The organism is Psychrobacter sp. DM8 (genome assembly GCF_051307025.1).
Lineage (GTDB): Bacteria > Pseudomonadota > Gammaproteobacteria > Pseudomonadales > Moraxellaceae > Psychrobacter.
This window is the reverse complement of sequence record NZ_CP195538.1, coordinates 1,917,606-1,941,996: the sequence shown is the minus strand read 5'-3', so window position 1 is coordinate 1,941,996 and position 24,391 is coordinate 1,917,606. Positions and strand designations below refer to the sequence as shown.

At 45.3% G+C, this 24,391-nt stretch carries 21 protein-coding genes; 12 read left to right on the top strand and 9 right to left on the bottom strand.

Annotated features, from left to right (window positions below; genetic code table 11):
• Positions 1–21 precede the first annotated feature (21 nt).
• The 3 genes from ACR64J_RS08215 to ACR64J_RS08205 form a co-directional block, all read right to left on the bottom strand.
• Positions 22–987, bottom strand: coding sequence for a restriction endonuclease (locus ACR64J_RS08215; RefSeq protein WP_435949224.1), 966 nt, complete (start codon positions 985–987; stop codon positions 22–24).
• A gap of 2 nt (positions 988–989) precedes the next feature.
• A complete protein-coding gene (gene carA, locus ACR64J_RS08210) occupies positions 990–2,222 on the bottom strand; it encodes a glutamine-hydrolyzing carbamoyl-phosphate synthase small subunit (RefSeq protein WP_435951057.1) in 1,233 nt (410 codons plus the stop codon).
• Between the two features lie 311 nt (positions 2,223–2,533).
• Positions 2,534–3,073 (bottom strand): phosphatase PAP2 family protein, encoded by a 540-nt coding sequence (locus ACR64J_RS08205; RefSeq protein ID WP_435949223.1) that lies wholly within the window; start codon positions 3,071–3,073, stop codon positions 2,534–2,536.
• A gap of 370 nt (positions 3,074–3,443) precedes the next feature.
• Between ACR64J_RS08205 and ACR64J_RS08200 the strand changes: the two genes are divergently transcribed.
• On the top strand, positions 3,444–3,980 hold the full coding sequence (locus ACR64J_RS08200) for a gamma carbonic anhydrase family protein (RefSeq protein ID WP_435949222.1): 537 nt from the start codon (positions 3,444–3,446) through the stop codon (positions 3,978–3,980).
• Between the two features lie 47 nt (positions 3,981–4,027).
• Here the strand turns inward: ACR64J_RS08200 and ACR64J_RS08195 are convergent, their stop codons facing one another.
• Positions 4,028–4,483 carry a hypothetical protein gene (locus ACR64J_RS08195; RefSeq protein WP_435949221.1) on the bottom strand — a complete coding sequence of 152 codons (456 nt, stop codon included), beginning with the start codon at positions 4,481–4,483 and terminating at the stop codon, positions 4,028–4,030.
• A gap of 153 nt (positions 4,484–4,636) precedes the next feature.
• Here ACR64J_RS08195 and ACR64J_RS08190 point away from each other — a divergent pair, with 153 nt between their 5' ends.
• From ACR64J_RS08190 to ACR64J_RS08140, 11 genes are all read left to right on the top strand, one after another.
• Complete coding sequence (locus ACR64J_RS08190) at positions 4,637–5,335, top strand: HAD family hydrolase (protein ID WP_435949220.1); 699 nt, start codon at positions 4,637–4,639, stop codon at positions 5,333–5,335.
• A gap of 181 nt (positions 5,336–5,516) precedes the next feature.
• Positions 5,517–6,612 (top strand): peptide chain release factor 2 gene (gene prfB / locus ACR64J_RS08185; RefSeq protein WP_435949219.1). Its coding sequence is split into 2 segments (ribosomal slippage): positions 5,517–5,588 and positions 5,590–6,612, totalling 1,095 coding nucleotides; the frame shifts between segments, so codons are not numbered across the junction.
• Positions 6,613–6,655: 43 nt separating this feature from the next.
• Entirely contained in the window at positions 6,656–6,940 is a 285-nt protein-coding gene (locus tag ACR64J_RS08180; RefSeq protein WP_435949218.1) for a pyrimidine/purine nucleoside phosphorylase, read from the top strand.
• A gap of 182 nt (positions 6,941–7,122) precedes the next feature.
• Entirely contained in the window at positions 7,123–8,286 is a 1,164-nt protein-coding gene (locus tag ACR64J_RS08175) for a DNA topoisomerase IB (RefSeq protein ID WP_435949217.1), read from the top strand.
• A 148-nt stretch (positions 8,287–8,434) separates the two neighbouring features.
• Positions 8,435–10,114 carry an AMP-binding protein gene (locus ACR64J_RS08170; protein ID WP_435949216.1) on the top strand — a complete coding sequence of 560 codons (1,680 nt, stop codon included), beginning with the start codon at positions 8,435–8,437 and terminating at the stop codon, positions 10,112–10,114.
• A 58-nt stretch (positions 10,115–10,172) separates the two neighbouring features.
• Positions 10,173–10,958, top strand: coding sequence for an SDR family NAD(P)-dependent oxidoreductase (locus tag ACR64J_RS08165; RefSeq protein ID WP_435949215.1), 786 nt, complete (start codon positions 10,173–10,175; stop codon positions 10,956–10,958).
• 130 nt (positions 10,959–11,088) lie between these two features.
• On the top strand, positions 11,089–11,694 hold the full coding sequence (locus ACR64J_RS08160) for a L,D-transpeptidase family protein (protein ID WP_435949214.1): 606 nt from the start codon (positions 11,089–11,091) through the stop codon (positions 11,692–11,694).
• 323 nt (positions 11,695–12,017) lie between these two features.
• Positions 12,018–14,615 carry an ATP-dependent chaperone ClpB gene (gene clpB / locus ACR64J_RS08155; RefSeq protein ID WP_435949213.1) on the top strand — a complete coding sequence of 866 codons (2,598 nt, stop codon included), beginning with the start codon at positions 12,018–12,020 and terminating at the stop codon, positions 14,613–14,615.
• A gap of 151 nt (positions 14,616–14,766) precedes the next feature.
• A complete protein-coding gene (locus tag ACR64J_RS08150; protein WP_435949212.1) occupies positions 14,767–15,981 on the top strand; it encodes a PQQ-dependent sugar dehydrogenase in 1,215 nt (404 codons plus the stop codon).
• A gap of 195 nt (positions 15,982–16,176) precedes the next feature.
• Positions 16,177–17,826 (top strand): BCCT family transporter, encoded by a 1,650-nt coding sequence (locus tag ACR64J_RS08145; protein WP_435949211.1) that lies wholly within the window; start codon positions 16,177–16,179, stop codon positions 17,824–17,826.
• Between the two features lie 209 nt (positions 17,827–18,035).
• Positions 18,036–19,688 (top strand): BCCT family transporter, encoded by a 1,653-nt coding sequence (locus tag ACR64J_RS08140; RefSeq protein WP_435949210.1) that lies wholly within the window; start codon positions 18,036–18,038, stop codon positions 19,686–19,688.
• A 180-nt stretch (positions 19,689–19,868) separates the two neighbouring features.
• On the opposite strand, the gene ACR64J_RS08135 is transcribed toward ACR64J_RS08140, so the two are convergent.
• From ACR64J_RS08135 to nudC, 5 genes are all read right to left on the bottom strand, one after another.
• Positions 19,869–20,249: a DUF3144 domain-containing protein gene (locus ACR64J_RS08135; RefSeq protein ID WP_317198483.1), complete on the bottom strand. Its 381-nt coding sequence runs from the start codon at positions 20,247–20,249 to the stop codon at positions 19,869–19,871.
• A 39-nt stretch (positions 20,250–20,288) separates the two neighbouring features.
• Positions 20,289–21,455, bottom strand: a complete 1,167-nt coding sequence (gene metK / locus ACR64J_RS08130; protein WP_317198482.1) for a methionine adenosyltransferase — start codon at positions 21,453–21,455, stop codon at positions 20,289–20,291.
• 194 nt (positions 21,456–21,649) lie between these two features.
• A complete protein-coding gene (gene nth / locus ACR64J_RS08125; RefSeq protein ID WP_435949209.1) occupies positions 21,650–22,345 on the bottom strand; it encodes an endonuclease III in 696 nt (231 codons plus the stop codon).
• Between the two features lie 66 nt (positions 22,346–22,411).
• Entirely contained in the window at positions 22,412–23,239 is an 828-nt protein-coding gene (locus ACR64J_RS08120) for an RnfABCDGE type electron transport complex subunit B (RefSeq protein WP_435949208.1), read from the bottom strand.
• A gap of 93 nt (positions 23,240–23,332) precedes the next feature.
• Complete coding sequence (gene nudC, locus ACR64J_RS08115) at positions 23,333–24,277, bottom strand: NAD(+) diphosphatase (RefSeq protein ID WP_435949207.1); 945 nt, start codon at positions 24,275–24,277, stop codon at positions 23,333–23,335.
• Positions 24,278–24,391: the final 114 nt, after the last annotated feature.

The following is a 24,391-nucleotide window of genomic DNA, read 5'->3' as shown; positions in this document are numbered from 1 at the left end:
CCTATTTTGGCGGTTTAAAATTTAATTAATATCTGTATGGTTGGACTGAACTGAGTTTGAATCGTCAGGTAAATTGTCCCAGTAATCTGTATCAAGTTTTTTTATGCTAATAGTTTGTTCAATCTGAACACCTAATCCGTATTTGTAAATATATTCAGCTAATTTTTGACCATCTATTAAGACGATTCGTGCATTGGATAGGTTTTGAGCATAAGTAATAGCATCAGCGGAGAATCTAGAAGTAGTAATAAAGACACCTTTATTTGCGTTATCACCTAATAGGGCACCAGCAAAACTTTGAATATCTGGACGACCGATAGCACTGCCTTTGTTATAGCGTTTAGCCTGAATATGTATTCGGCCTAAACCCAATACATCTTCATAGATTTCGCCATCAATACCACCATCTTTGGTGTATGGCGTCACTCTCCCTGCTTTTTCAACAGCACCGCCATAACCCATTTTTTGTAGTAGCTCAACAACTAGACGTTCAAACGCTATAGGCGTTTTAGTCAAAATAGTATCTAGTATCTCGTCATAAGTTTCTTGACGAATAGTTTCGTAGGAGGCATAAAGTTGTTCTTGTGGTGTATTAGTGTTTTGGTTAACACTATTTTCTCTAACACCTTGTATTAGCTCGATTTCAGCTGGTTTTTCTATCTGTCTTTCTGCCATTTTTCGCTTAACAAAGATATTAATATCTTCATTACTCTTACCTAAAAAAGATTTTCCTAAATCATTAATTTGGTAGTATCCTCTTTTTGGTCTGTCTAATATTCCTGTTAAAGCAAAATAACTTAATGCCCAAGAAATCCTATCAACTAATATAAGCCCATTACCTGATTCATATTCCTCTGATGCTTCTTCCTTAGTAAGGTTAAAATGTTTTATAAGAGGTTCAGTAAACTCTGATTTTTTCCATACTTCACCGTCTTTTAAAAGCAATAGTATAGGTTTTCTTAAATCATCAAAATGTGGAATACTCATTACTATTTTTTCGCCTTTTCCATCATCTGCGCAAACTTAGCAAATAATTCAGCAGCGTCATGCGGGCCAGGACTCGCTTCTGGATGACCTTGGAAGCTAAAGACGGGTTTATTGGTCAGCTCAATACCTTGGTTAGTTCCGTCAAACAATGAGCGATGGGTGACTTTGACGTTATCGGGTAAGCTGGTTTCGTCAACCGCAAAACCATGGTTTTGACTGGTAATCATCACCAAACCGGTGTCCAAATCTTGTACAGGGTGGTTAGCACCATGATGACCGAACTTCATCTTCATCGTATCCGCGCCGCTGGCAAGCCCAACGAGCTGATGGCCTAAGCAGATACCAAAGGTCGGAATATCCGTCTCTTCGATGATATGACGCACGCTATCGATAGCATAATCACAGGCTGCTGGATCACCAGGACCGTTCGATAAGAAGATGCCGTCTGGGTTCATCGCCAGTACGTCGTCAATTGGCGTTTGCGCAGGGACGACGGTCACGCGTGCGCCGATATCGACCAGCATACGTAGGATATTGGTCTTGGTGCCGAAGTCATAAGCGACGACATTGTATTTGTGCTCGATATGGCTACCAAGCTGCTTATAGAACCCGCCCGTACCGCTATCATGGCTACCAGGTGCATCGCGGTTGAGTAGGGTGTCGGATAATTCCCACGTACCTGTCGTCCACTCAAAGCCATCTGGATGAGTCGCTTCTTTTGCTAGATCCATACCCTTGAGACCTGCGAAGTCTTTTGCCAGTTGGATGGCCTGCTGTACATCATCGTCACTGATGGTCTCGCCATTTGAGGCGGTCATGATGCAGCCGTTTTGAGCACCTTGCTCACGCAAAAGACGAGTCAATTGACGGGTGTCAATCTCAGCGATAGCCACGGTATCGTGACGCTTAAGGTAGTCGCTTAGTGATTCGGTGTTACGAAAGTTTGAGGTGACCATTGTCGCATCACGGATAATGAGACCCTCAGCCCATACCTGCTGTTTAAAATCGATATTGCCCGCTTCACTGTCCTCATCGTTGGTACCTGTATTGCCGATATGCGGGTAGGTGAGGGTGACCAATTGACGCGCGTAGCTTGGGTCTGTGAGGATCTCTTGATAGCCTGTCATCGCTGTATTAAAGACGACTTCACCGACGCGGTGACCTTGGCTGCCTATACTGATACCGCGAAATACTGTACCGTCTGCTAGTGCCAAAATTGCTTGTGTCTGGGTCAATGATTTCAAGGATTGCCTCCGCTATTAGTGATAAGTGTCATCGAGTTTTGTTTATATAAAGGGCTTCTCGCGTAGACCTTTAGTAGCCTCATTTAAATTAGATAATGATTACTTGATAAAGAGGCTGCGAGCAAAAATTTTCCACAAAAAAGCGAGAAGACATCATAGATGGAATTTACAACACTCACAAAATAGTGAAGAGGTAACTCGCATCATGTCCACTCGCTTAGGCATAGATTTTGCGCATTATACTAGAGTTTTATGATTAGAGCTAGCATTGTACGTGTGAATAAATGCTATGAGCATACCTCTTATTCAAACTGATAATGCAGACTCAAACCGTAGTAATCAGGCGCAAGGCTGGTGGCAATATGCAACTTATCATCATAGCTTTTGGTGAGATACATACTACTAGCAATGCCTAATAAGGCACCAGCAAAGACGTCGCCTGCGTCATGCTCATCGGACTCTATTCTACTGTAGCCGACAAACCCTGCGCCAATGTAGGCGGGAATACTATACTCAAATCCGTAACGTTTATGGATGAAACTGGCCCCTTGAAAGGCGACTGAAGCATGACTTGAAGGAAAAGAGTTATCGCCCTCAGCATTAGGGCGCTCTTTATCAACGACGGCTTTTAGCGCATAAGTTGTCGCCACAGTGGTGCCAAAAGATCGATAAAACTGTCCGCGACCTGTTTTGTCATCAAAATAATAGGTGCTACCATAGGCGATTGCTGGAATAGCTACCGCAACGACGCTACCTGCTTTTTCTAGGTTTGAGTTACTGTCCGCGTAACTGACATTCATTATTAGTGAGCTGCTAGCTACTAGTAATAAAGACAGGGGCATGTGGCTATTCATAGCAAGGTTTCCAAAGATGCTTTTGTTTATGACTGTCAAAGTGGTATTATTCGCATCACTAATGAGTGTTTAGGGCGCCCCCATTTTAGGGTAATTAACTCTTATAACCTATGAAATTTTTATCAAATTTCAATCGTCCGTTTTTGATATAGTCGATACCAAATAAAACAGATACGTCGTGTTGTAGCGCGAAATTGAAATAATTTTTTCTTGCGTGCTGTGCCTACGCCGCTTGATGCTGCAAAAAAACCATTTCAATCTCGCTGTATCGTTTTTATATTGAACTGACTATAGCTAATTTTCAAGATTTTACTTATTAAGTACTACAATGCTTTTTTATAATTAACAAGGATACGTTATGATTTATCAATATTTAGAAAAAAAGCCTGAATTTGCCAGCCCTTTTAACGGCTGGGTCGCTGATACGGCGCGCGTTATAGGCGATGTATATTTAGGTCATCAAGCAAGCGTCTGGTTTGGCGCGGTTATTCGCGGCGATAATGAGCGCATTCATATTGGCGACTATAGTAATGTACAAGAAAATAGCGTGATTCATACTGACGCAGGCATCGAGGTCAAAATCGGCAATCACGTGACCATCGGACATTTGGCTATGTTGCATGGCTGTGAGATTGATGATAATAGCTTGATCGGTATCGGTGCGGTGATATTAAACAATGCCAAAATCGGCAAAAACTGTATCATCGGTGCCAAGGCATTGGTGACAGAGGGCAAAGTGATTCCAGATAATTCTCTTGTAATGGGCGCACCTGCCAAAGTCGTCAAAACCTTGAGCGATGAGCAAGCCGCTATGCTAAAGCTCTCTGCTATGCATTATGCAGATCGCTGTCAAAAGTTTAAGACCGGTCTGGTTGAGATTGAGCAGCCAGAGTAAAGCTCTGTCAGAGAGGCTTTTTTTTGCAAAATTATATATAAATGGCTCTACACCACTAGCATCATAACCAGCCAAATAATAGCAAAGATAATAATGCCAAAGACCATACCGCGAAAGACATCGTGGCGTACTGAGTAATCATTACTATAAGGCTTGCTATGAGCGCTATCACTTAGATTCAAGGCGCTAACGCTATCAGCGCCTGAGCTTTTACCAACGACAAAACCGATAATGATACCCAGCAAACACAGCGCAGGCGTAAATAACCAAAATATATCACCGCTACCTATGCCTAGCACTGAGCGAATAACAACGATAGCTAAGTCGATAACCAAACCGCCAAATCCATAAAGCGCGCCATTTAATAGCGCATATACGAGGCGCTCGCTAAAGGATTGATACTCCTCGCCCATTCGGCGACGCCTAATCTCTTTGATTGAGTGTGCAGGACGCCGAGGCTTGGCAAACACACTCGGTTTTGGCTTTTGCTTAATAGGTTTCATAACGTTTTTTGTCATTTGGCTTGTATTGGGTGGTTGTACTTTATAGTTGTACAGACATGATGGTAAGCTAGCATGATTTTACGTACTTAGTCGTCTATTTACTCAACTTTTGCGTGTATTATTTACCAATTTTGTTATTTCTGAGATTTCAATATGAGCACATCATCTGCAAACGATTTACGTACGTTAGCGCTGTTCGATCTTGATCATACCTTACTCGATGTCGATAGTGACTATCTGTGGGGCGAGTATATCGTCAAACACGACCTCGTAGACGAAGCCGAATATCGTACTGCTAATCAAAAATTCTATAACGATTATATTGAAGGCACGCTTGACGCCACTGAGTATAACGAATTTGTGGCGCAGTTTTTGAGCACTCTGCCGATGGATAGACTTTGTGAGCTGCGCGAAGACTATATCAAGTCAGAGATTGAGCCGCATATCAGACCAAAAGCGATGGAGGTATTGTGTCATCATATTGAACAAGGTCATGACGTGGTGATTATCTCAGCGACCAATGACTTTGTGGTGTCTGCTATTGCTAAGCGTTTTGGGATAGAAGACGCCAATGTATTATCAACGCCTCTTGAGATCATCGATGAGCGCTATACGGGCAAGCTTGCGGATAAGCCCAATTTTAAAGAAGGTAAAATTTATCATCTGGATAAATGGATCGATAAAAAACAGTTGAACGGCATTAAATTTGAGAAAACGTATGCTTATTCAGACTCCAAAAACGATATCCCGCTACTTGAATGGGCGGATGTGGCAGTTTGTGTATCACCCGATAAGGCTTTGCATGCGCATGCGTTAGCACATCGCTGGGCAGTTGAGGATTGGTCGATTTAGCTTATAATTACTCAGCGATGTCATTGTAATGAGTAGTCGACAACATCGATTTTAATAATAATTATTTTTGACGTAGGCTGGGTGTTTAACACAGCTTCAGGACTTTGCAAATTTAAAATGCTGGGTTAAAAATCCAGCCTACAACAGACACTATTACTCAGTAAAAACCACAGGAAAATCAATGGAAATCAATCCCTATCAAGAACAAATCAAAGACTTATCTGAGCGTGGACAGGATCTTCGGAGGTATCTTTGACTTCGATGGTAAGCAAGAGCGCTTAGAGGAAGTCAATTTAGAGATGGAAAGTCCTGAGTTATGGAACGATCCAGAACGCGCGACCAAAATCAGCAAAGAAAAGAGTTTTCTTGACGGTGTTATCGATGTGGTGGTCTCGCTTGAAACCACGCTAGAAGATGCGTCGGCAATGCTTGAGCTGGCGGTAGAAGCTGAGGATGAATCTCTGCTTAAAGATGTACAAAATGAGCTGGATAGTGCCGAGCAGCGCGTTGCTGACTTAGAGTTCCGCCGTATGTTTAGCGGTGAGATGGATCCCAATAATTGCTACTTAGATATTCAATCGGGCAGCGGCGGCACTGAGGCACAAGACTGGGCAGAGATGCTACTGCGTATGTATACGCGCTGGGCGGAAGCTCATGGCTTTAAGGTGGACGTCATTGAGGTGTCCTCTGGCAGCGTCGCGGGTATTAAGTCGGCGACTATCGAGATCAAGGGCGATTATGCCTTTGGCTGGCTACGTACTGAGATTGGCGTACATCGTCTCGTGCGCAAGTCACCGTTTGACAGTAATAATGGTCGTCATACTTCGTTTGCCGCCATCTTTGTGTCGCCTGAGATTGACGATGATATCGAGATCGATATCAATCCAGCGGACTTGCGTATTGACACCTACCGCTCATCGGGCGCAGGTGGTCAGCACGTCAACACCACGGATTCTGCGGTACGTATCACTCACGAACCAAGCGGCGTGGTGGTGACCTGTCAAAATGAGCGTAGTCAGCACGGCAATAAAGCGACCGCAATGAAAATGCTCCGCGCCAAGCTCTATGAGCTTGAGATGCAAAAACGTATGGCGTCGCAGCAAGCGGTCGAGGATAATAAGTCTGATGTCGGTTGGGGTAGTCAAATTCGCTCGTATGTGCTTGATGATTCGCGTATCAAAGACTTGCGTACGGGCGTTGAGATCTTTAATACGGGTGCGGTACTCGACGGCGATCTCGATCAATTTATCGAAGCGAGTCTTAAGGCAGGATTGTAAAAACACTTTCGATATTTAAATAAATCCAAATTTAAGGAAAATTATGCCAAGCGTTAATAGTTATTTTGATGACAAAGTCACGTCCATCGCCTTTCAAACGGCTACGCTTCCCGCTACTGTCGGCGTTATGGAAATTGGTGAGTACGAGTTTGGCACCAGCGAATTTGAAACCATGAGCGTAGTCAGTGGTGCGTTGACAGTCAAATTGCCTAAGAGCGATGAGTGGCAAACTTTCAAGGCTGGCGAGTCATTCACAGTAAAGGCCAATCAAAAATTCAATGTCAAAGTAGATGTAGAAACGGCTTATTTATGTACTTATGGTAAGTAGTGGTTTTTAGATACGGACTAGAACACTACTACTATAAGAACGCCAAGTGTAATGCTTGGCGTTTTTTATGCGCAATACTTTTTTTACACAGTATTACACTTTATGTGCGTCAAACACACAGCGCCGTATTAGATATTTACCTATGATTAAGCTCATAAACTTTACTTTTAAGGGTATAGCACATGGCAACAGCGACTGAGCAAGTCATAGACGATCTGCGTCACGATTATGAGCGCTTAGCTCGCCGCGCTAAGCTGCGTTATGTCAGCGATGATGAGCCAGGATTTACGCGAGTACGTTGGGGTCGCGGCTTTACTTATCGAGATGCTACGGGCAAGACGGTCAAAGACAAAGCCTTGCGCCGACGTTTTGAAGAGCTGGTTATTCCGCCGATGTGGACTGAGGTCTGGATATGCCAAGATGACAAAGGACATCTGCAATCGACAGGGCGTGATCTCAAGGCGCGCAAGCAGTACTTGTATCATCCAGCATGGAACAACGTGCGCGATGAGGCTAAGTTCGATGCGATGATAGGGTTTGGCGAGGCGCTACCTCTCCTGCGAGCACAAGTTGAAGTCGATCTGGAGGCCGAGTCCTTATCGCGTACCAATGTGCTCGCAGCTGTAGTCAAACTGCTTGAGACCACTTTGATCCGTGTCGGCAATAGTCGTTATGCCAAGCTCAATAAAAGCTATGGTTTAAGTACTCTGCGTAGCAAACATCTAAGCGAAACGGATGAGGGACTCGCTTTTGATTTTGTCGGTAAAAGCGCTAAAGAGCATCATATCGAGCTGCAAGACGAGCGCTTGATAGAGATTGTACAAGCCTGCTCTGAGTTGCCAGGGTATCAGATATTTAAGTATTTAGATGAAAATGGCGATAAACAAGAGGTTGATAGCGGCGATATCAATGACTATTTGCGTGAGCATTTATGCGCTGACAATAACAATAACAATAACGATGACAGCTGTACTGACAAGCGTTATAGCGCTAAGGATTTTCGTACGTGGATGGCAAGTGTGCTCGCGGCAAGCTTTTTATATGATGAATTGCAAGGCAAAGATGGCGATGAGATTTTAGCAAGTGCACCTGATAGTAAAGCGCGTCAAGACTTAGTCACGCAGATGGTAAAAGATGTGGCTGATGAGCTGGGCAATACGCCATCTGTTTGCCGCGCATCCTACATTCATCCGCGCGTTATCGAGCAGTTTTTGGCAGGGCAGTTTTATGAGCCGTACAAGCAGGCGCGCCAAGGTCGTAGCAAAAACTTCCAAAGCCAAGACGAGAAAGCTTTACTTAACTTTTTAAAAGCGTCTAACCCTGATGACTTGTCTTCAGCAGCATAAAAATGAGACAGTATGTATTGAAATAAATATGCAAATGCGTTATTAATAGACAAACGTTAATGGTAATAGGTCGCTACCGTGAGAGATTCGGTATAGACTTTGATAACGACTTTATTTTTAGTTCATTATTTTGCTAAAGGATTAGCTTATGACCGCTGCCAATCATACTCAACCAATCAGCTACACTGATTATTATAACAACTTCACTATGGATGCCTTACTAGAAGAGATCTTTGGCACTCATGTCGAGGATCGTCTCAATGCCTATACCGCGTGCTGCGGTCGTCATGTACGTGATGGACGAAGAGACCATACCGCACTGGTGCACGAAGATAACGCAGGCAAGATTACCCGCATGAGCTTTGGCGAGCTTGATGATGCTAGCAATACTATCGCTCAGCTCCTTAAGTCTTACGGCGTACAGGCAGGCGATAGGGTAGCGACTATGCTGCCGCGTACGCCTGAGCTACTCGTTATCGTACTGGCCACTTGGCGTTTGGGCGCGATATATCAGCCGTTATTCACCGCTTTTGGTTATGACTCTATCAAATACCGTATGGACAAAGCTGCGACCAAAGTCGTCTTTACCGATAATGACAATCGCAGCAAGTTTGAGGATTTAGCGAAGCGAACTAAGATGGTATTGGTCGAGCGTGCAACTGACGAGCAGACTTGGAATGATGACAATTATTACGAAAAATTTGCCGAAATGGCGTCTGAGTCAGAACCTATCGCTGCCGCCGAACTAGATACAGATGCGCCATTTCTACAGATGTTTACCTCAGGTACTGTTGGCAAATCAAAAGGTGTGAGCGTGCCTTTATCGGCGCTTCCTGCGTTTTATCTCTATATGCGTTATGCCATTGACCTACGCGAGGACGATCACTACTGGAATATGGCTGATCCTGGCTGGGCATATGGCTTGTATTATGCGATTACAGGGCCGCTACTAATGGGCGTAACCACTTACTTTAATGAAGCAGGCTTTGATGCGACCAACACTCGCGACTTTATGCTACGCCACAAGATTACCAACCTTGCCTCCTCGCCAACCGCGTACCGTATGATGAAATCAAGCGGCGTGTTTGAAACCTCCAGCGATTCTGCTAACGAGTTATCCTTGCGCTGCGCTAACTCGGCAGGCGAGACCCTAAATACCGAAGTGGTGAGCTGGATTGAGAGTCATTTAGGCTGCAAAGTTTGTGATCAGTACGGGCAGACAGAGACAGGCATGACGTGCTGTGAGCATCATGCTCTCGATCATGATTGCCCAGTAGGTTCTATGGGCATGGCATTGCCAGGACATACGCTGGTGGTCTTAGATGATGATATGCAAGTGTTGCCTGATGGTGATCAAGGTCAATTGGCCATAGTAGTCAGTCAGTCGCCCGCGTTTTATTTCCCAGGTTATAGCTGGAATGAAAAGCAGGCGTTCTTTGAGGATTACTACCTGACAGGGGACGTGGTTGAGCGTCATAGCGATGGGACGTATTGGTTCTCAGGGCGCGATGATGACATTATCACCACCGCAGGATATCGCGTCGGTCCGACCGATGTCGAAAACACGGTTATGGAGCATGACGCTGTTGCCGAATCGGCAGCGGTCGGTGTCCCTGATGAGATACGCGGTCACAATATTAAGTCGTTCGTGGTACTCAAAGACGGCATAACAGGTAGTGATGAGATTGCTCAGCAAATAAAAGACTTGGTACGCGAGCGCCTATCGACTCATGCTTATCCACGCGAGATTGAGTTCGTTAGCGCATTGCCAAAGACGCCAAGCGGTAAGATACAGCGGTTTTTGCTGCGTAGCTTATCTGCTGAGTAGTCTGTTGGCCCAATAAATCTTACCTATTCAAAATTTAAAATATAAATAAGGAAATAATATGCAAGTTAAAGATAATAGCTTTTTGGTCACAGGCGGTGCTTCAGGACTCGGCGAGTCAGTGGTTCGAGCGCTTGTGGCTCAAGGTGGCAATGTCGTCATCGCTGATCTCAATGAGTCAGCAGGACAAGACTTGGTCAGTGAATTAGGAGATAAAGCTCGCTTTGCCCGTTGTGACGTGACGAGCGGCGATGAGGTACAAGCGGCTGTTGATTTAGCAGAACAAGCATTTGGCGGCTTACAAGGCTCTATCAATTGTGCAGGTATCGCCGTGGTACAAAAGCTGCTCGATCGTGATAATAATCCCGCTGATCTTGAGCAGTTCACTCGCGGCGTCACTATTAACCAAGTTGGCTCATTTAATGTCGCACGTTTAGTGGCTTCTAGTATCGCTAAGCGCACAGCGGCCAACGCTAGTCCTGACAATGAAAAAAACACAGATAACGGCATCATTATCAACACCGCCTCTATCGCAGCCTTTGACGGTCAAGTCGGGCAGGCAAGTTACGCCTCATCAAAGGCAGGTGTGGTTGGTATGATGTTGCCGCTGGCACGTGAGCTGACTCGTCACGGTATTCGGGTGATGACCATTGCGCCGGGCGTATTTGCGACGCCGATGATGAATACGATCCCTGAAAAGGCGCGCGAACAATTAGAGGCCGCCGTACCGTATCCCAAGCGTTTAGGCGACCCAAATGAATTTGCCAAATTGGTCACTCATATCATCGACAACGCTTATCTTAATGGCGAAGTAATACGTTTAGATGGCGCTATTCGTATGGTGTAAGTCATTTGCAGTTCACTCTCTAAAGAGACACAAAGCTTTTTTCACTTAACCTTCATTATTTTTGCATACAGAAATCTTATTTTGTTTGCTATATTTATAAGCGTTTATTCTTAAATAAAGTAGATTCTTTATGTCTCTGTCTACCAATAACATCAGCCAGCCAAGCAAGAGCAAGCATCCCAAGATCAGGGTGCTTGCTCTTTTTGCTATCGGTCTAGTCGCTGCAGGTATTATAGGCCTGGTTCGTTACGACAAAACCCCTTTTCGCACCCAAGGCTCTTATGCCAGCACAATTGCTATTCCAAGTAACGTAGCGATTGATAAAGTCTTCGTCGATAAGTCCGAGCGCACTATGCAACTGCTGGACGGTGATAGAGTCATCAAATCCTATCATATCGCCTTAGGAGAAAATCCCGTCGGACATAAGCAGCAAGAGGGCGATGAGCGCACGCCAGTCGGTACTTATACGCTCGACTACAAAAACGAGAACTCCATCGCCTATCGCTCTATTCATATCAGCTATCCAAATAGTGCGGACAAGGCACGCGCTAAAGTTCTTGGCGTCAGTGCAGGCGGTGACATCATGATTCATGGGCAAATGAATGGGCTAGGCGATTTGGCTTGGTACAATCAGCAGCGTAACTGGACGGACGGCTGTATTGCAGTCACTAATGATGAAATGGACGAAATCATGGATCTCATCACCCTTGGCACAACGATCGAGATTGTAGAATAGATATTTTTAGCCTAACTGAGTTATCGATAAAAAACGTCTGTTTAAAACTTATCTCTTCTTTCAATATCTTGCTTGAAAATTTGCGCGGTATACCTATTAATAATATAAGCTTGATATCATTGTTTTTGGTAGGGTTTTAATCAAAGCTATATATCATCTGCTTTGGCCCTCACACTATAAAGTCATTATTTATTATTGACAAGGGCTAATTGGGAGTTGAAATCATCTCCTTTGTCCCTTATATAGATAGCAACCCAAGGTTAGCGGCGTCATTACATACTTATAAAAGTCGCGGCTAGCCATTTATTATTAGAGGATACTTTATGAGATTCGAAAAATTTACGCAAAAGTTGCAAATCGCTATACAAGAAGCGCAGAGCCTCGCTCTAGGTCATGACCATACCGGCATAGATCCCGTGCATCTACTGGCTGTCTTATTACAAGATGAGTCGAATTTGTCCATATGTCAGCAGGCAGGTGCGTCCATTCCTGCGCTCAAAAACGGCGTCGCCAAAGCGTTAGATAGCCAAGCGACCATTAGCGATCCCACAGGGGACGTTAACCTAAACCCAAACTCGGTCAAAATCTTGAACTTGGCAGATCGTCAAGCGCAAAAAGAGGGTGATGATTTTATCGCGACCGAATGGGTGCTTTTGGCATTAGCGGAGCAAGGCGAAACCAAAAAAATATTCGAGAGTGCAGGCGTTACGGCTAGCAAAATGAAAGACGTCATTGAGCAATTGCGCGGTGATGATACGGTTGATAATCAAAACGCCGAAGATCAGCGTGATGCGCTTAACAAGTACACGATTAATTTAACGCAGCAAGCTGAGGCCGGTAAGCTTGATCCCGTGATTGGCCGTGATGAAGAGATTCGTCGTACCATTCAGGTGCTCTCACGCCGTACCAAAAATAACCCTGTGCTCATCGGTGAGCCAGGCGTCGGTAAAACCGCGATCGTTGAGGGTCTAGCGCAAAAAATCATCAATGGTGATGTGCCAGAAGGGCTACGACGTAAAGAAGTGTTGTCACTTGATTTAGGCGCGCTAATCGCAGGCGCTAAATTTCGCGGTGAATTCGAAGAGCGTCTCAAAGCGGTGCTCAGTGATCTAGCTAAGCAAGAGGGCAACGTTATCTTATTTATCGATGAGCTGCATACGATGGTCGGTGCGGGTAAGTCTGAGGGTGCAATGGACGCCGGTAACATGCTAAAACCTGCGCTGGCTCGCGGTGAGCTACACTGCGTTGGTGCAACTACATTGGATGAATACCGCAAATACATCGAAAAAGATGCCGCGCTTGAGCGTCGATTCCAAAAGGTACTCGTCGATGAGCCAACCGTCGAGGACACTATCGCCATCTTGCGCGGTCTCAAAGAGCGTTATGAGCTGCATCATGGTGTCGATATTCAAGATAGCGCCATTATCGCTGCGGCGCGTATGAGTCATCGCTATATCACAGATCGCAAACTGCCTGACAAAGCGATTGATTTAATCGATGAGGCCGCCAGTCGTCTACGTATGGAGATGGATAGCAAACCTGAAGCGCTAGGTAAGCTCGATAGCCGCTTGATACAGCTTAAGATGCAGCGTGAAGTACTCAAAAACGAAGAAGATGCAGGCGCGCAAGCAGAACGCAAAATGCTCGATATGCAAATCGACGAGCTCGAAAAAGAATACGCTGATCTTAATGAAGTGTGGCAAGCTGAAAAGGCATTGGTCAAAGGCAGTCAACAGCTCAAAGATGAGCTAGATAAAGCCCGTATCGCTTATGATAAAGCCAGCCGCGAAGGCGATTACGAGACCATGAGTAAGCTGCAATATGAGACCATCCCGCAGCTTGAGCGCCGTATCAACGAGTCGGATTTGGCTGAACAAAAAGAGCAAGCCGGTGAGCCTGCAGGTGCTAAACTACTACGTAATAAAGTCACCGATAACGAAATCGCAGAAGTCGTTGCCGCAGCTACAGGTATCCCTGTGAGCAAAATGATGCAAGGCGAGCGCGATAAAATGATCGCTATGGAAGATAAACTCCATGAGCGCGTTATCGGTCAAGACGAAGCGGTGGAAGCGGTGGCTAATGCGGTACGCCGTAGCCGCGCAGGTCTATCTGACCCCAACCGTCCTTCTGGCTCGTTTTTATTCTTAGGGCCCACAGGTGTTGGTAAAACAGAGCTGACCAAGTCGCTTGCCAACTTCTTATTTGACTCTCAGGACGCTATCGTGCGTATCGATATGAGTGAGTATATGGAGAAGCATAGCGTTAGCCGTTTGGTGGGCGCGCCTCCAGGATATGTCGGTTATGAAGAAGGCGGTACACTGACCGAAGCGGTACGCCGTAAGCCCTATAGCGTCATCTTGTTTGATGAGGTCGAAAAAGCGCATCCTGATGTGTTCAATATCTTGCTACAAGTGTTAGATGATGGGCGTTTGACCGATTCGCAAGGCCGCGTTGTAGACTTTAAAAATACCGTTATTATCATGACCAGTAACTTAGGTTCACATAAGATTCAAGAGATGGTCGGTGAGAGTTACGAGGATATCAAAGCTGAGGTTATGGAGTCGGTCGGGCAGCATTTTCGTCCAGAGTTTGTCAACCGTATCGATGAGATCGTGGTCTTCCATCCGCTCGGTATGTCGCAGATGGCGGGTATCGCTGAGATTCAGATTGATAGATTACGTCAGCGCTTGCATGAGCGTGAGCTCGATATCGAGTTGTCACATGATGCGATGAACAAGCTTGTCGCAGTCGGTTATGATCCAGTCTATGGTGCGCGTCCACTCAAACGCGCCATTCAGCAAGAGATCGAAAATCCACTGTCGATGAAGCTCTTAGCTGGTGACTTTGTCGCAGGAGATATCATCAAAGTTGAAGTAGATGCTAATGACAAACTGACCTTTGGTAAGTTGCGAGTCAGTTAATCGTACCGGTAGTATTATCCCAAACCCCTTATCTGCGAGCGCAGGTAAGGGGTTTTTTATAGAAAAACATAATCTGTACGCCAATTGTGCTCTTGCTTGCTATATTAGAAATATAGTCAATTTTGCCTAAAAATAAATAGGGATAAATATTATGACCATTTATAGCAAATATAATAGCGCACCACTAGCCATAGCCGCATTACTAGTAAGTACCGCCGCTTGCTCTGAACCGACAACAGCCAATATAGAGCAAAGTAGCTCAGCGAGCATGTCACAAGCCAATGATACTAAAAAACCTGAATTTACGACCCAAGCTGTCGCGACCTTTAATGAGCCGTGGGCGATGACTGCTCTACCAAAAACAGGAAATGACGCGCTTAAGTTACTAGTCACGCAAAAGTCAGGTGAATTGCTTGTGGTCGATACGCAGACGGGAGCCAAAACTCAAGTCGCAGGTGTGCCAGAGGTGGCTTATGGCGGACAAGGCGGCTTAGGAGATGTGACTTTAGCGCCAGATTTTAGGATGACTAATGCCATTTATATCAGTCATGCCGAAGCGGGTAGTGGTGCTGATAGTAATAAATATGGGGCAAGGGTTATCAAAGCGACGCTTAGCGGTTTAGATACCGATAAGCCAAGTCTACAAAACATCAGCACTATCTGGCAGCAAAACAAAAAAATCGATGGGCAAGGACATTATAGTCATCGCTTGTTGTTCTCACCTGATGGACGCTACCTTTATATCAGCTCAGGCGATCGCCAAGAAAAACAGCCTGCGCAAGATATGAGCTTGAATCTTGGCAAAATTATCCGCTTGCATCCTGACGGGACTATCCCTAGTGACAATCCTTATGCCAACAACAACGACATCAGCGCCCAGTTTTGGAGTACGGGTCATCGAAATGTACTCGGTATGGCGTTCGATGAGTCGGGCCGACTATGGAGTAACGAGATGGGACCTCGCGGCGGTGATGAGTATAATTTGATCGTCAAGGGCAATAACTATGGCTGGCCTGTGGTCTCAAACGGTCGTAATTATTCTGGTACAGACATACCCGATCATGATACTCGTCCTGAATTTGAGCCGCCTAAAGTCTCTTGGACGCCTGTTATTTCACCATCATCTCTAAGTATCTACACCTCAGGCAGTCAAAACGACTTTCCAGCCTGGCAGGGCAAGGCTTTGATGAGTGGATTATCCTCCAAAGCGCTTATTGTTGTTGATATGGACGCGGCAGGCAGTGCCAGTGAGCGCTATCGCTATGATATGGGCGCAAGAATTCGTAATGTGACAACCGTAGAGGGTCAGGTATGGCTGCTTGAGGATGGCGATGATGGCAGATTGCTACAGCTATTGCCTCAATAACAATACTATCGCTCAATCACACTGCTACTGTTTTGATAGAGCAGTAGTTTTATTAATAGTGAAACAATGTTTTTAGTTGATGATATTGAGGTTTGTTTCTATTCAATAAGGACTTGTAAGTACTTGGTTTATATTTGATAGTTGTGCGTTATCTTGTTAAGGTAAAACTCCTAAAAAATTAAGGTTACTTAGCGAATGGATCATGTAAAAGTTGAAAGGCTTGGCCCTTTTCCTAGGGTAAACAAGTCCGTCTTCATCACATCGAGTATTCTCATTGTTGGTTTTATTATTTTTGGCGCATTTTTCACTGAAACTGCTGGTGCGCTTTTTAGTTATCTGCAAAGCTTTATTACGACTAATTTTGGCTGGTTCTTCATTTTACTTATGAATGTGGCTTTAGTCTTTTGTATTTATCTTATAGCAAGTCGCTATGGTGATATACGTTTAGGTCAGCAAACCGAGCGACCGCAGTACAGTCTGGGGTCTTGGATCGGAATGCTATTCTCAGCGGGTATCGGTATTGGCCTGGTTTATTGGGGTACTGCTGAGCCGTTATATCATTATATGGCACCGCCTGTAGGTGAACCTGAGACCATGGAAGCTGCCAAACAGGCGATGAATATCTCATTCTTGCATTGGGGACTTCATGCTTGGGCAATCTATACTATCGTTGCCTTATCATTAGCTTACTTTCACTTTAGACGTGGATTGCCACTCTCTATTCGTTCAACGCTATACCCGATATTAGGCCAGAGAATCTACGGGCGCTGGGGCCATACTGTTGATATCTTAGCGGTATTTGGCACGATGTTTGGCGTTGTGACCTCACTAGGCTTAGGGGTCATGCAGATCAACTCAGGACTTGAAAACCTATTTGGTCTTCCTAATAGTCTTGGTGTGCAATTTGCGATCATTGCCTTTATTACTCTGCTGGCTTGTGGTTCTTTGATGCTTGGACTTGATAAAGGTATCAAGCGCTTGAGTGATATCAATATGGGTTTGACAGGTTTGCTATTAGCATTCATGGTCATTTTAGGCCCAACACTATTTATCTTTGATAGTTTCTTTGAAAACATTGGTAATTACCTAGCGGCAGTGGTCCCACTTAGTTTTTGGGGCGAGTCGTATAGCGGTACTGATTGGCAGAGCGGTTGGACGATATTTTATTGGGCATGGTGGGTAAGCTGGGCACCATTTGTTGGTGTATTCATTGCGCGTATCTCTCGCGGTCGCACTATTCGTGAGTTCACTTTAGGTGTGCTACTAATACCCATGACTATTTTGTTCTTTTGGTTCACAGCTTTTGGTGGCGTAGCTATCCATATGGAGCTACTTGCTGCCCTTGATCCTGCTCTAGTAAGCCCTGGACTAATAGAGGCAGTACAAGCAGATACAGGTAGCGCAATCTTTAAGTTGGTTGAGTATTATCCGTTAACGAAACCACTTACTCTACTAATTGTCATTATGATTGTTTTGTGGTTTGTCACCTCGTCTGACTCTGCAAGCTTTGTCATTGACATGCTCACCGCAGGCGGCGATACCAACCCACCAAAGATTCAGCGTCTGTTTTGGGCGACGATGGAAGGGTTTATTGCCGCAATTTTGCTCGCTGCAGGTGGGCTTGGTGCATTGCAAGCGGCGGCTATTGTAGCAGGACTACCCTTTGCTATCGTCATCTTTGTCATGATGTATGCCTTGTGGCGTGGTCTTGGCCGTGATCGCTTGATTCTTTATCGTGCGCAGCAGCGTTTCATTACTGATGAGTCTATTGATCATAATACAGCTAATGAGTTCACTGATGAGCATCTACTAAAAGGGCCACCAAAGATCGTTAAAGGTGACTAAATATTCATCATAGCGTTTAGACCCTAATTTATAGGTAAATTAGGGTCTATTTTTTGTCAAATATTTAAGTTTGCTTTGGTCATTTGATAAAACAAACTTGAATGTTTCACTAGTATTTTTAATAAAGCTAACACTGTTAGGTTAGCGTTAAAGTTGATAATTGGCTCATACCTTGGTATGGTGACGCAATTTTAACTTTTGGAACCCCTATGGATCATGTAAAAGTTGGCCGATTAGGGCCTTTTCCGCGGGTAAATAAACCTGTATTTTTGACTTCTGCGATTTTGATTATTGTTTTCATTATCTTTGGTGCATTATTCAATGAGCAAGCAGAAATTGTTTTTAACGAAGCCAAAGCTTTTGTATCAATACGCTTTGGTTGGTTCTTTATTGTCGTGGTCAATCTGGCGCTCTTGATGAGTGTGTATCTTATCTTTAGCCGCTACGGTGATATTCGGCTGGGCCATCAAACCGAGAGACCTGAATATAACCTGATATCCTGGATCGGTATGCTGTTCTCAGCAGGTATCGGTATTGGACTATTGTATTGGGGTACCGCTGAGCCGCTATACCATTATATGGCGCCGCCACTTGGTGATCCTGAGACCGTTGAAGCTGCCAAGCTTGCGATGAATATTTCATTCTTGCATTATGGTTTTCATGTCTGGGCCATTTATGGCATTGTCGCTTTAGCACTGGCTTATTTTCATTACCGCGTTGGCTTGCCCTTAGCCATTCGCTCAACGCTCTATCCGTTAATCGGCAAAAAGATTTATGGCTCTATGGGTCATACGGTCGATACCCTAGCGGTATTTGGTACGATGTTTGGTGTGGTAACGACGCTAGGGCTTGGGGTATTACAGATCAATTCAGGTCTTGATACTTTGTTTGGTATCCCAAATAACATTACCACGCAGATTGTGTTGATTGCTGTGATTACTGTGTTTGCAGGGATGTCACTGTTCTTGGGACTAGATAAGGGTATCAAGCGCTTAAGTGATATCAATATATTCTTGACGATCGTGCTACTGAGTTTTGTGATTATCTTGGGTCCGACGCAGTTTATCCTTAATAGCTTCGTCGAGAATATTGGTAATTATCTACATCAAGCCATACCATTAGGGTTATGGACAGAATCGTATGAAGGTGAAGAGAATTGGCAGCAGTATTGGACTATTTTTTACTGGGCTTGGTGGATTAGCTGGTCACCATTCGTTGGTGTATTCGTTGCACGTATCTCTCGTGGTCGTACGATTCGTGAGTTTATCTTAGGCGTGTTATTGATACCAGTTACCATACTATTTATCTGGTTTACCGCTTTTGGCGGTGCTGCGGTCAATATGGAGCTTATGGCGGCAGCTGATCCTGCTATTATGAGTCCAGGTTTGGTTGATGCTGTACGCGCAGACAGTGGTAGTGCGATCTTTGCGTTGATGGAATTTTATCCCCTGACTAAAGCGGTATCCTTCTTGATTATCGTGATGATCGTACTCTGGTTTGTCACCTCATCAGATTCTGCCAGCTTTGTCATTGACATGCTGACCTCAGGTGGTGATACCAATCCGCCAAAGATTCAGCGACTGTTTTGGGCAGGTACAGAAGGTGTTATCGCTGCAGTACTATTGGCAGCAGGCGGGCTAGGAGCCTTGCAGGCGGCATCCATTGTCTCAGGTTTCCCTTTTGCCATTGTTATTTTGATTATGATGTACTCGCTTTTGCGCGGTCTAAGCCGTGATCGCTTGATACTTTATCGTAATCAGCAGTGGTTTATCACCGAAGAATCCGCTGAGCATAATTCAGCCAATGAATTCCGTGATGAAGAGCTACTAGACGGACCGCCTCCGATCGATAAAGACGTTTAAATATAAATTGTAGCTTTTATTGATTAATGCCTAGCTTTTATAAGCTGGGCATTTTTTTGCATGGTTAGTAAGAAGTTTTCACTAGCAGTGAGTTATAAGTAATCAAGCCATTTACGACAGACAAAAAAACAGCCTATTATGAGAATAGGCTGTTTTTGATGGTGCTTGTGATTTTTGACGTTATTTAGCAGACTTATCATCTTGGTTAAGCTGTACGTAGTTATCAAAGTTCTGAGCGTAATCCGTCAAGTTATCGCTGAGCATTTGGCGATACTGTTTGACATAGAACTCAACAATATCGTCTTTTTCTTTGGCAAAATCTTCACCCTTAACGAAGCCAATAGAGGCGACTGAAGCGCTATAACGGGCAGCGGCGTATAGTAGTGATGCGCCTACTTGACCCGAATGTGCGTCTGGACCTAGCTGGCTGTTAGCCACGCCAATGATAGCGTCAGCACGCTGATAAAACGCCTGCATCTCAGGAGTAATCTCGACAGTGTTGTCTGTATTTAAACCATCTTGCTGAATAGGGTCATGATTTTGAACATTATCTTGTGACATAAGGGACTCCTAATAAGGGTAGTATGAGCATTATAAAATTTACAAACCGGCATCTGCTTTTAAAATATCGGCTTTGTCTGTTTTTTCCCAAGTAAAGGCGGTCTCAGAGCCTGGGCGACCAAAGTGTCCAAAAGTCGCCGTTTGCTGGTACATAGGCTGGAGCAAGTTAAGCATACGCGTAATACCGTAAGGGCGCAGATCAAAATGCGTGCGAATCAAGCGAATAATCTCATCGTTACTGATCTTGCTCGTTCCAAAGGTATTGACCGAGATAGACGTCGGCTCAGCGACACCGATAGCGTAACTCACTTGTACTTCACAGCGCTCAGCTAGACCTGCAGCGACAATGTTTTTGGCGACATAACGTACCGCATAAGCAGCGCTGCGATCGACTTTTGAGGGATCTTTTCCACTAAAGGCACCGCCGCCGTGACGCGCCATACCGCCATAAGTATCGACGATAATCTTGCGACCTGTGAGCCCCGCGTCTCCAACAGGGCCACCGATAACGAACTTGCCCGTTGGGTTAATATGATAGCGGGTTCCTGCGTGTAGTAGCTCAGCGGGCAGTACCTGCTTGATAATATTCTCCATAATAGCTTCCTGCAAATCGCTTTGCGAGATACTAGGATCATGCTGGGTGGAGAGGACGACCGCATCGATAGCCACAGGGCGACTGCCATCGTATTTGAGAGTAACTTGCGCTTTGGCATCAGGGCGCAGCCATGGCAGATCGCCTGCGCGGCGCAGCTCAGACTGGCGCTGCATAAGACGATGGGCGTATTCGATGGGAGCTGGCATCAAGACGTCAGTCTCATTGCTTGCATAGCCAAACATAAGCCCTTGATCACCTGCGCCTTGCTCTTCAGGATCAGTGCGGTCAACGCCTTGAGCAATCTCAGGAGACTGTTTGCCGATCATATTGATCACCGCGCAAGTCTCACCATCGAATCCTAAATCTGAGTGATGATAGCCGATACCATTGACCGTATCACGAACGAGACGCTCGATATCGATATTGGCGGTCGTAGTAATCTCGCCCGCTAAAACAACCGCACCTGTTTTGACAAGGGTTTCGCAGGCGACGCGCGCTTGTAAGTCTTCACGCAGAATAGCATCAAGAATGGCATCTGATATTTGGTCAGCCATCTTGTCAGGATGACCTTCGCTCACGGATTCTGAAGTAAATAAACTGTATTCACGCATAATAGGGTCGCTTAATGGTAAGGACTGGAGTTTACAAGCTCAGTCATTAGTAAAGGTATAGCAAAATATAGGAATAAAAAATTAGCACATTTTACCGTGTATCGCGCCAAAACTCTAGCGGTGGATAGGACTATGACGTAACGTGATGTTGACGATATGATCTGTGGCTATCCAGCGCCTGACTTAGACATAAGCTATAACTCTAAAAACGCCAGTTTATCTTTAAACATACACTCTGCAAAGACTGGACACGCGCCGCATTTAGGGGTACGCGCTTGACAGGTATAGCGCCCATGCAAGATAAGATAGTGATGCGCGTCCATTATCATATCCTCAGGTATACGCTCGACCAGCTTTTGCTCAACGATCAGCACATTTTTGCCCGTGGCAAGCCCTGTACGATTGCCTACGCGAAATATATGAGTGTCGACCGCCATGGTAGGCTGACCAAAACCGGTATTGAGAACAACGTTCGCCGTCTTACGCCCGACGCCTGCTAATGACTCAAGATCTTTACGGTTGTCAGGCACTTGGCTGTCAAACTTATCAATCAAATCACGGCAGGTCTTGATGATGTTTTTCGCTTTGGCATTATATAGACCGATGTTTTTGATATAAGGTTTAAGCGCCTCCTCGCCTAATTCCAAAATCGCTTCAGGGGTATTGGCGATAGGATATAGCTGATCGGTGGCAATATTCACGCTGATATCTGTCGCTTGTGCTGAGAGGATAACCGCGATGAGCAGCTCAAAATTACTCTCAAAGCGCAGCTCAGTGACAGGCTCTTCAATCGTTGCCGCTAGCTTTTCAAAAAAAGGTCGCACATCACGATTGGGCATACGCCGTGATGGCGGCGTGTCAGCGGTTTTGTGTTTGACTGTTTTACTCATATCAAGGGTCTTTATTTAATTTTTGAATACATTCAATTTATGCACTTACCAGCTGAAGTAGAGCATTCAAAGCTGCGCAAGAGCGCTCTGTAGCGCTTCTAGTTCAGCTTGTTTTGAGGCATTAGGGCGCGCGCTGAGCTGTTTTTCAAGTTTTTTGATTTTGCTACGTAACTTGGCGGCGGCAATGGTATTTTTTGCTTGCTGCTCACTGATATCTAGGGTCTGCGTGGCGGCGTTATTGAGCTTGGCCTCCATCATGCTGACGACAGGCTTTTGGTTACGACTACCCGTTAGCTGGCGAGTCACGCGATTTAGATGCGTGTGATAACGATGGCGCAAATCGTCTTGCTCTTGCATGCGTTGTGACGCTGATAGCTGCCTGTCCACTACAACCAAATCAATGCAATCAACAGGACATGGCGCGATACATAACTCGCAGCCTGTGCATAGATCAGTAAATATCGTATGCATATGCTTACCAGTACCAACGATAGCGTCGACAGGGCAGGCGGGAATGCATTTGGTACAGCCGATACAGTCATCCTCACGAATGATCGCGCGTACTTCAGTGGGTCGCTCTGAGCGCGCATCGATTGGCCACTGCGATGGCGCAGCCGTTAGCGATTGTTGCTCATCGATAGAGGTCAGTATTTGTCTAATGGCATCAGTGACTGGCTGACCGCCTGGTACGCATTTATTAAAGGGTTCATTGCCCGTAACGATGGCAGCAGCATAAGGCAGGCAGCCATCAGGATGCTCGCATAGGCCACACTGAGTCTGCGGCAGACAGGCATCAATACGTGCAATAGTCTCTTGAACCTCTATAGGCTGCTCATCTAAAGCTAAGGTATCAAACAAAATAGGGAGATGATCGAGACGGGTAATGGTTGACATCGAATAATAACCTTGCTGACTTTGGATCTAAAAATAGTATGAGCATTGATAGCTAAATGCAGATTGTCAAACGTAAAAATATATAGATAGCGGCTACAGACTAACGCCTTCTTCGTGCGCAATTTGAGCAATAAGGTTGTAAGCAATACTGCCTTTAAAAGGTATCTTTGGCAAGTTTGAGAGATCAAAGAAATCTGCATGAGAGAGTTCATCTTCTTGGAGCACAATATCACCGCCTGCATAAGAGGCACGAAAACCAAGCATCAAATTAGAAGGATAAGGCCAAGGCTGACTACTGACATAGGCAATATCTTTAAGAGTAATGCCAACCTCCTCGCCAACTTCACGCACGACCGCATGCTCCAAGCTTTCGCCTACTTCGACGAAGCCTGCAATCAAGCCATATTGCAAAGGCAGCTTGAGGGTACCGTAGCGATGATGATGCGCCAATAGTATCTGCGTCTCACCTGTACTAGGGTTAGGGCGAGTGATAGCTGTGATAACACAAGGCTGTACGCGAGGATACTGACGCAAATTGCAGATGGGACATACCATAGAGCGATCGTTTTGCGCGGCTAATATAACAGGAGCGGCGCAGCGACTACAGAACTGGGTATCTGCCTGCCAGCGCAGTAACTGCATGGCTTGACTGAGCTGATCGCAAAGGGCGGCTGGCAGCTCGGTTATCAGCTGACGATAAGCCACAAACGCAGTTGTGTCGGTTGAGGGCAGCTTAATATTATGAGCAAGTGCGTAGTCATAACTAATCGCTATCGTCTCAGCTGCATCATCATAGGCGACCACCTGAGACGTTGTGCTATCAGACACAGAATCAGATCTAACTGCGCTATAGGGCTTAGGGAGCCTGTGATGAGGCACCACACTCTCAAAGAGGTGCACACGACCAAGCTGATACTTTGGCGCCTCGCTGCTATTAGCATCATTTGGATGCGGCAGCGCTACGGACAAAGGACGCATACCATCAGGCGTTTGTTGGCAAAGGATAGTATCGTTGTTGAGTATAAAAGCGCAGGTCATCGCACACTATCCAAAATTAGAGTTATAGTATTATTGCAACAGAGCATCACTACAAAGCCTAGCAGCACTATGAAGCCTAGCAGCCAGCCGCCTTTAACGAGTCAGTTTAAAAGA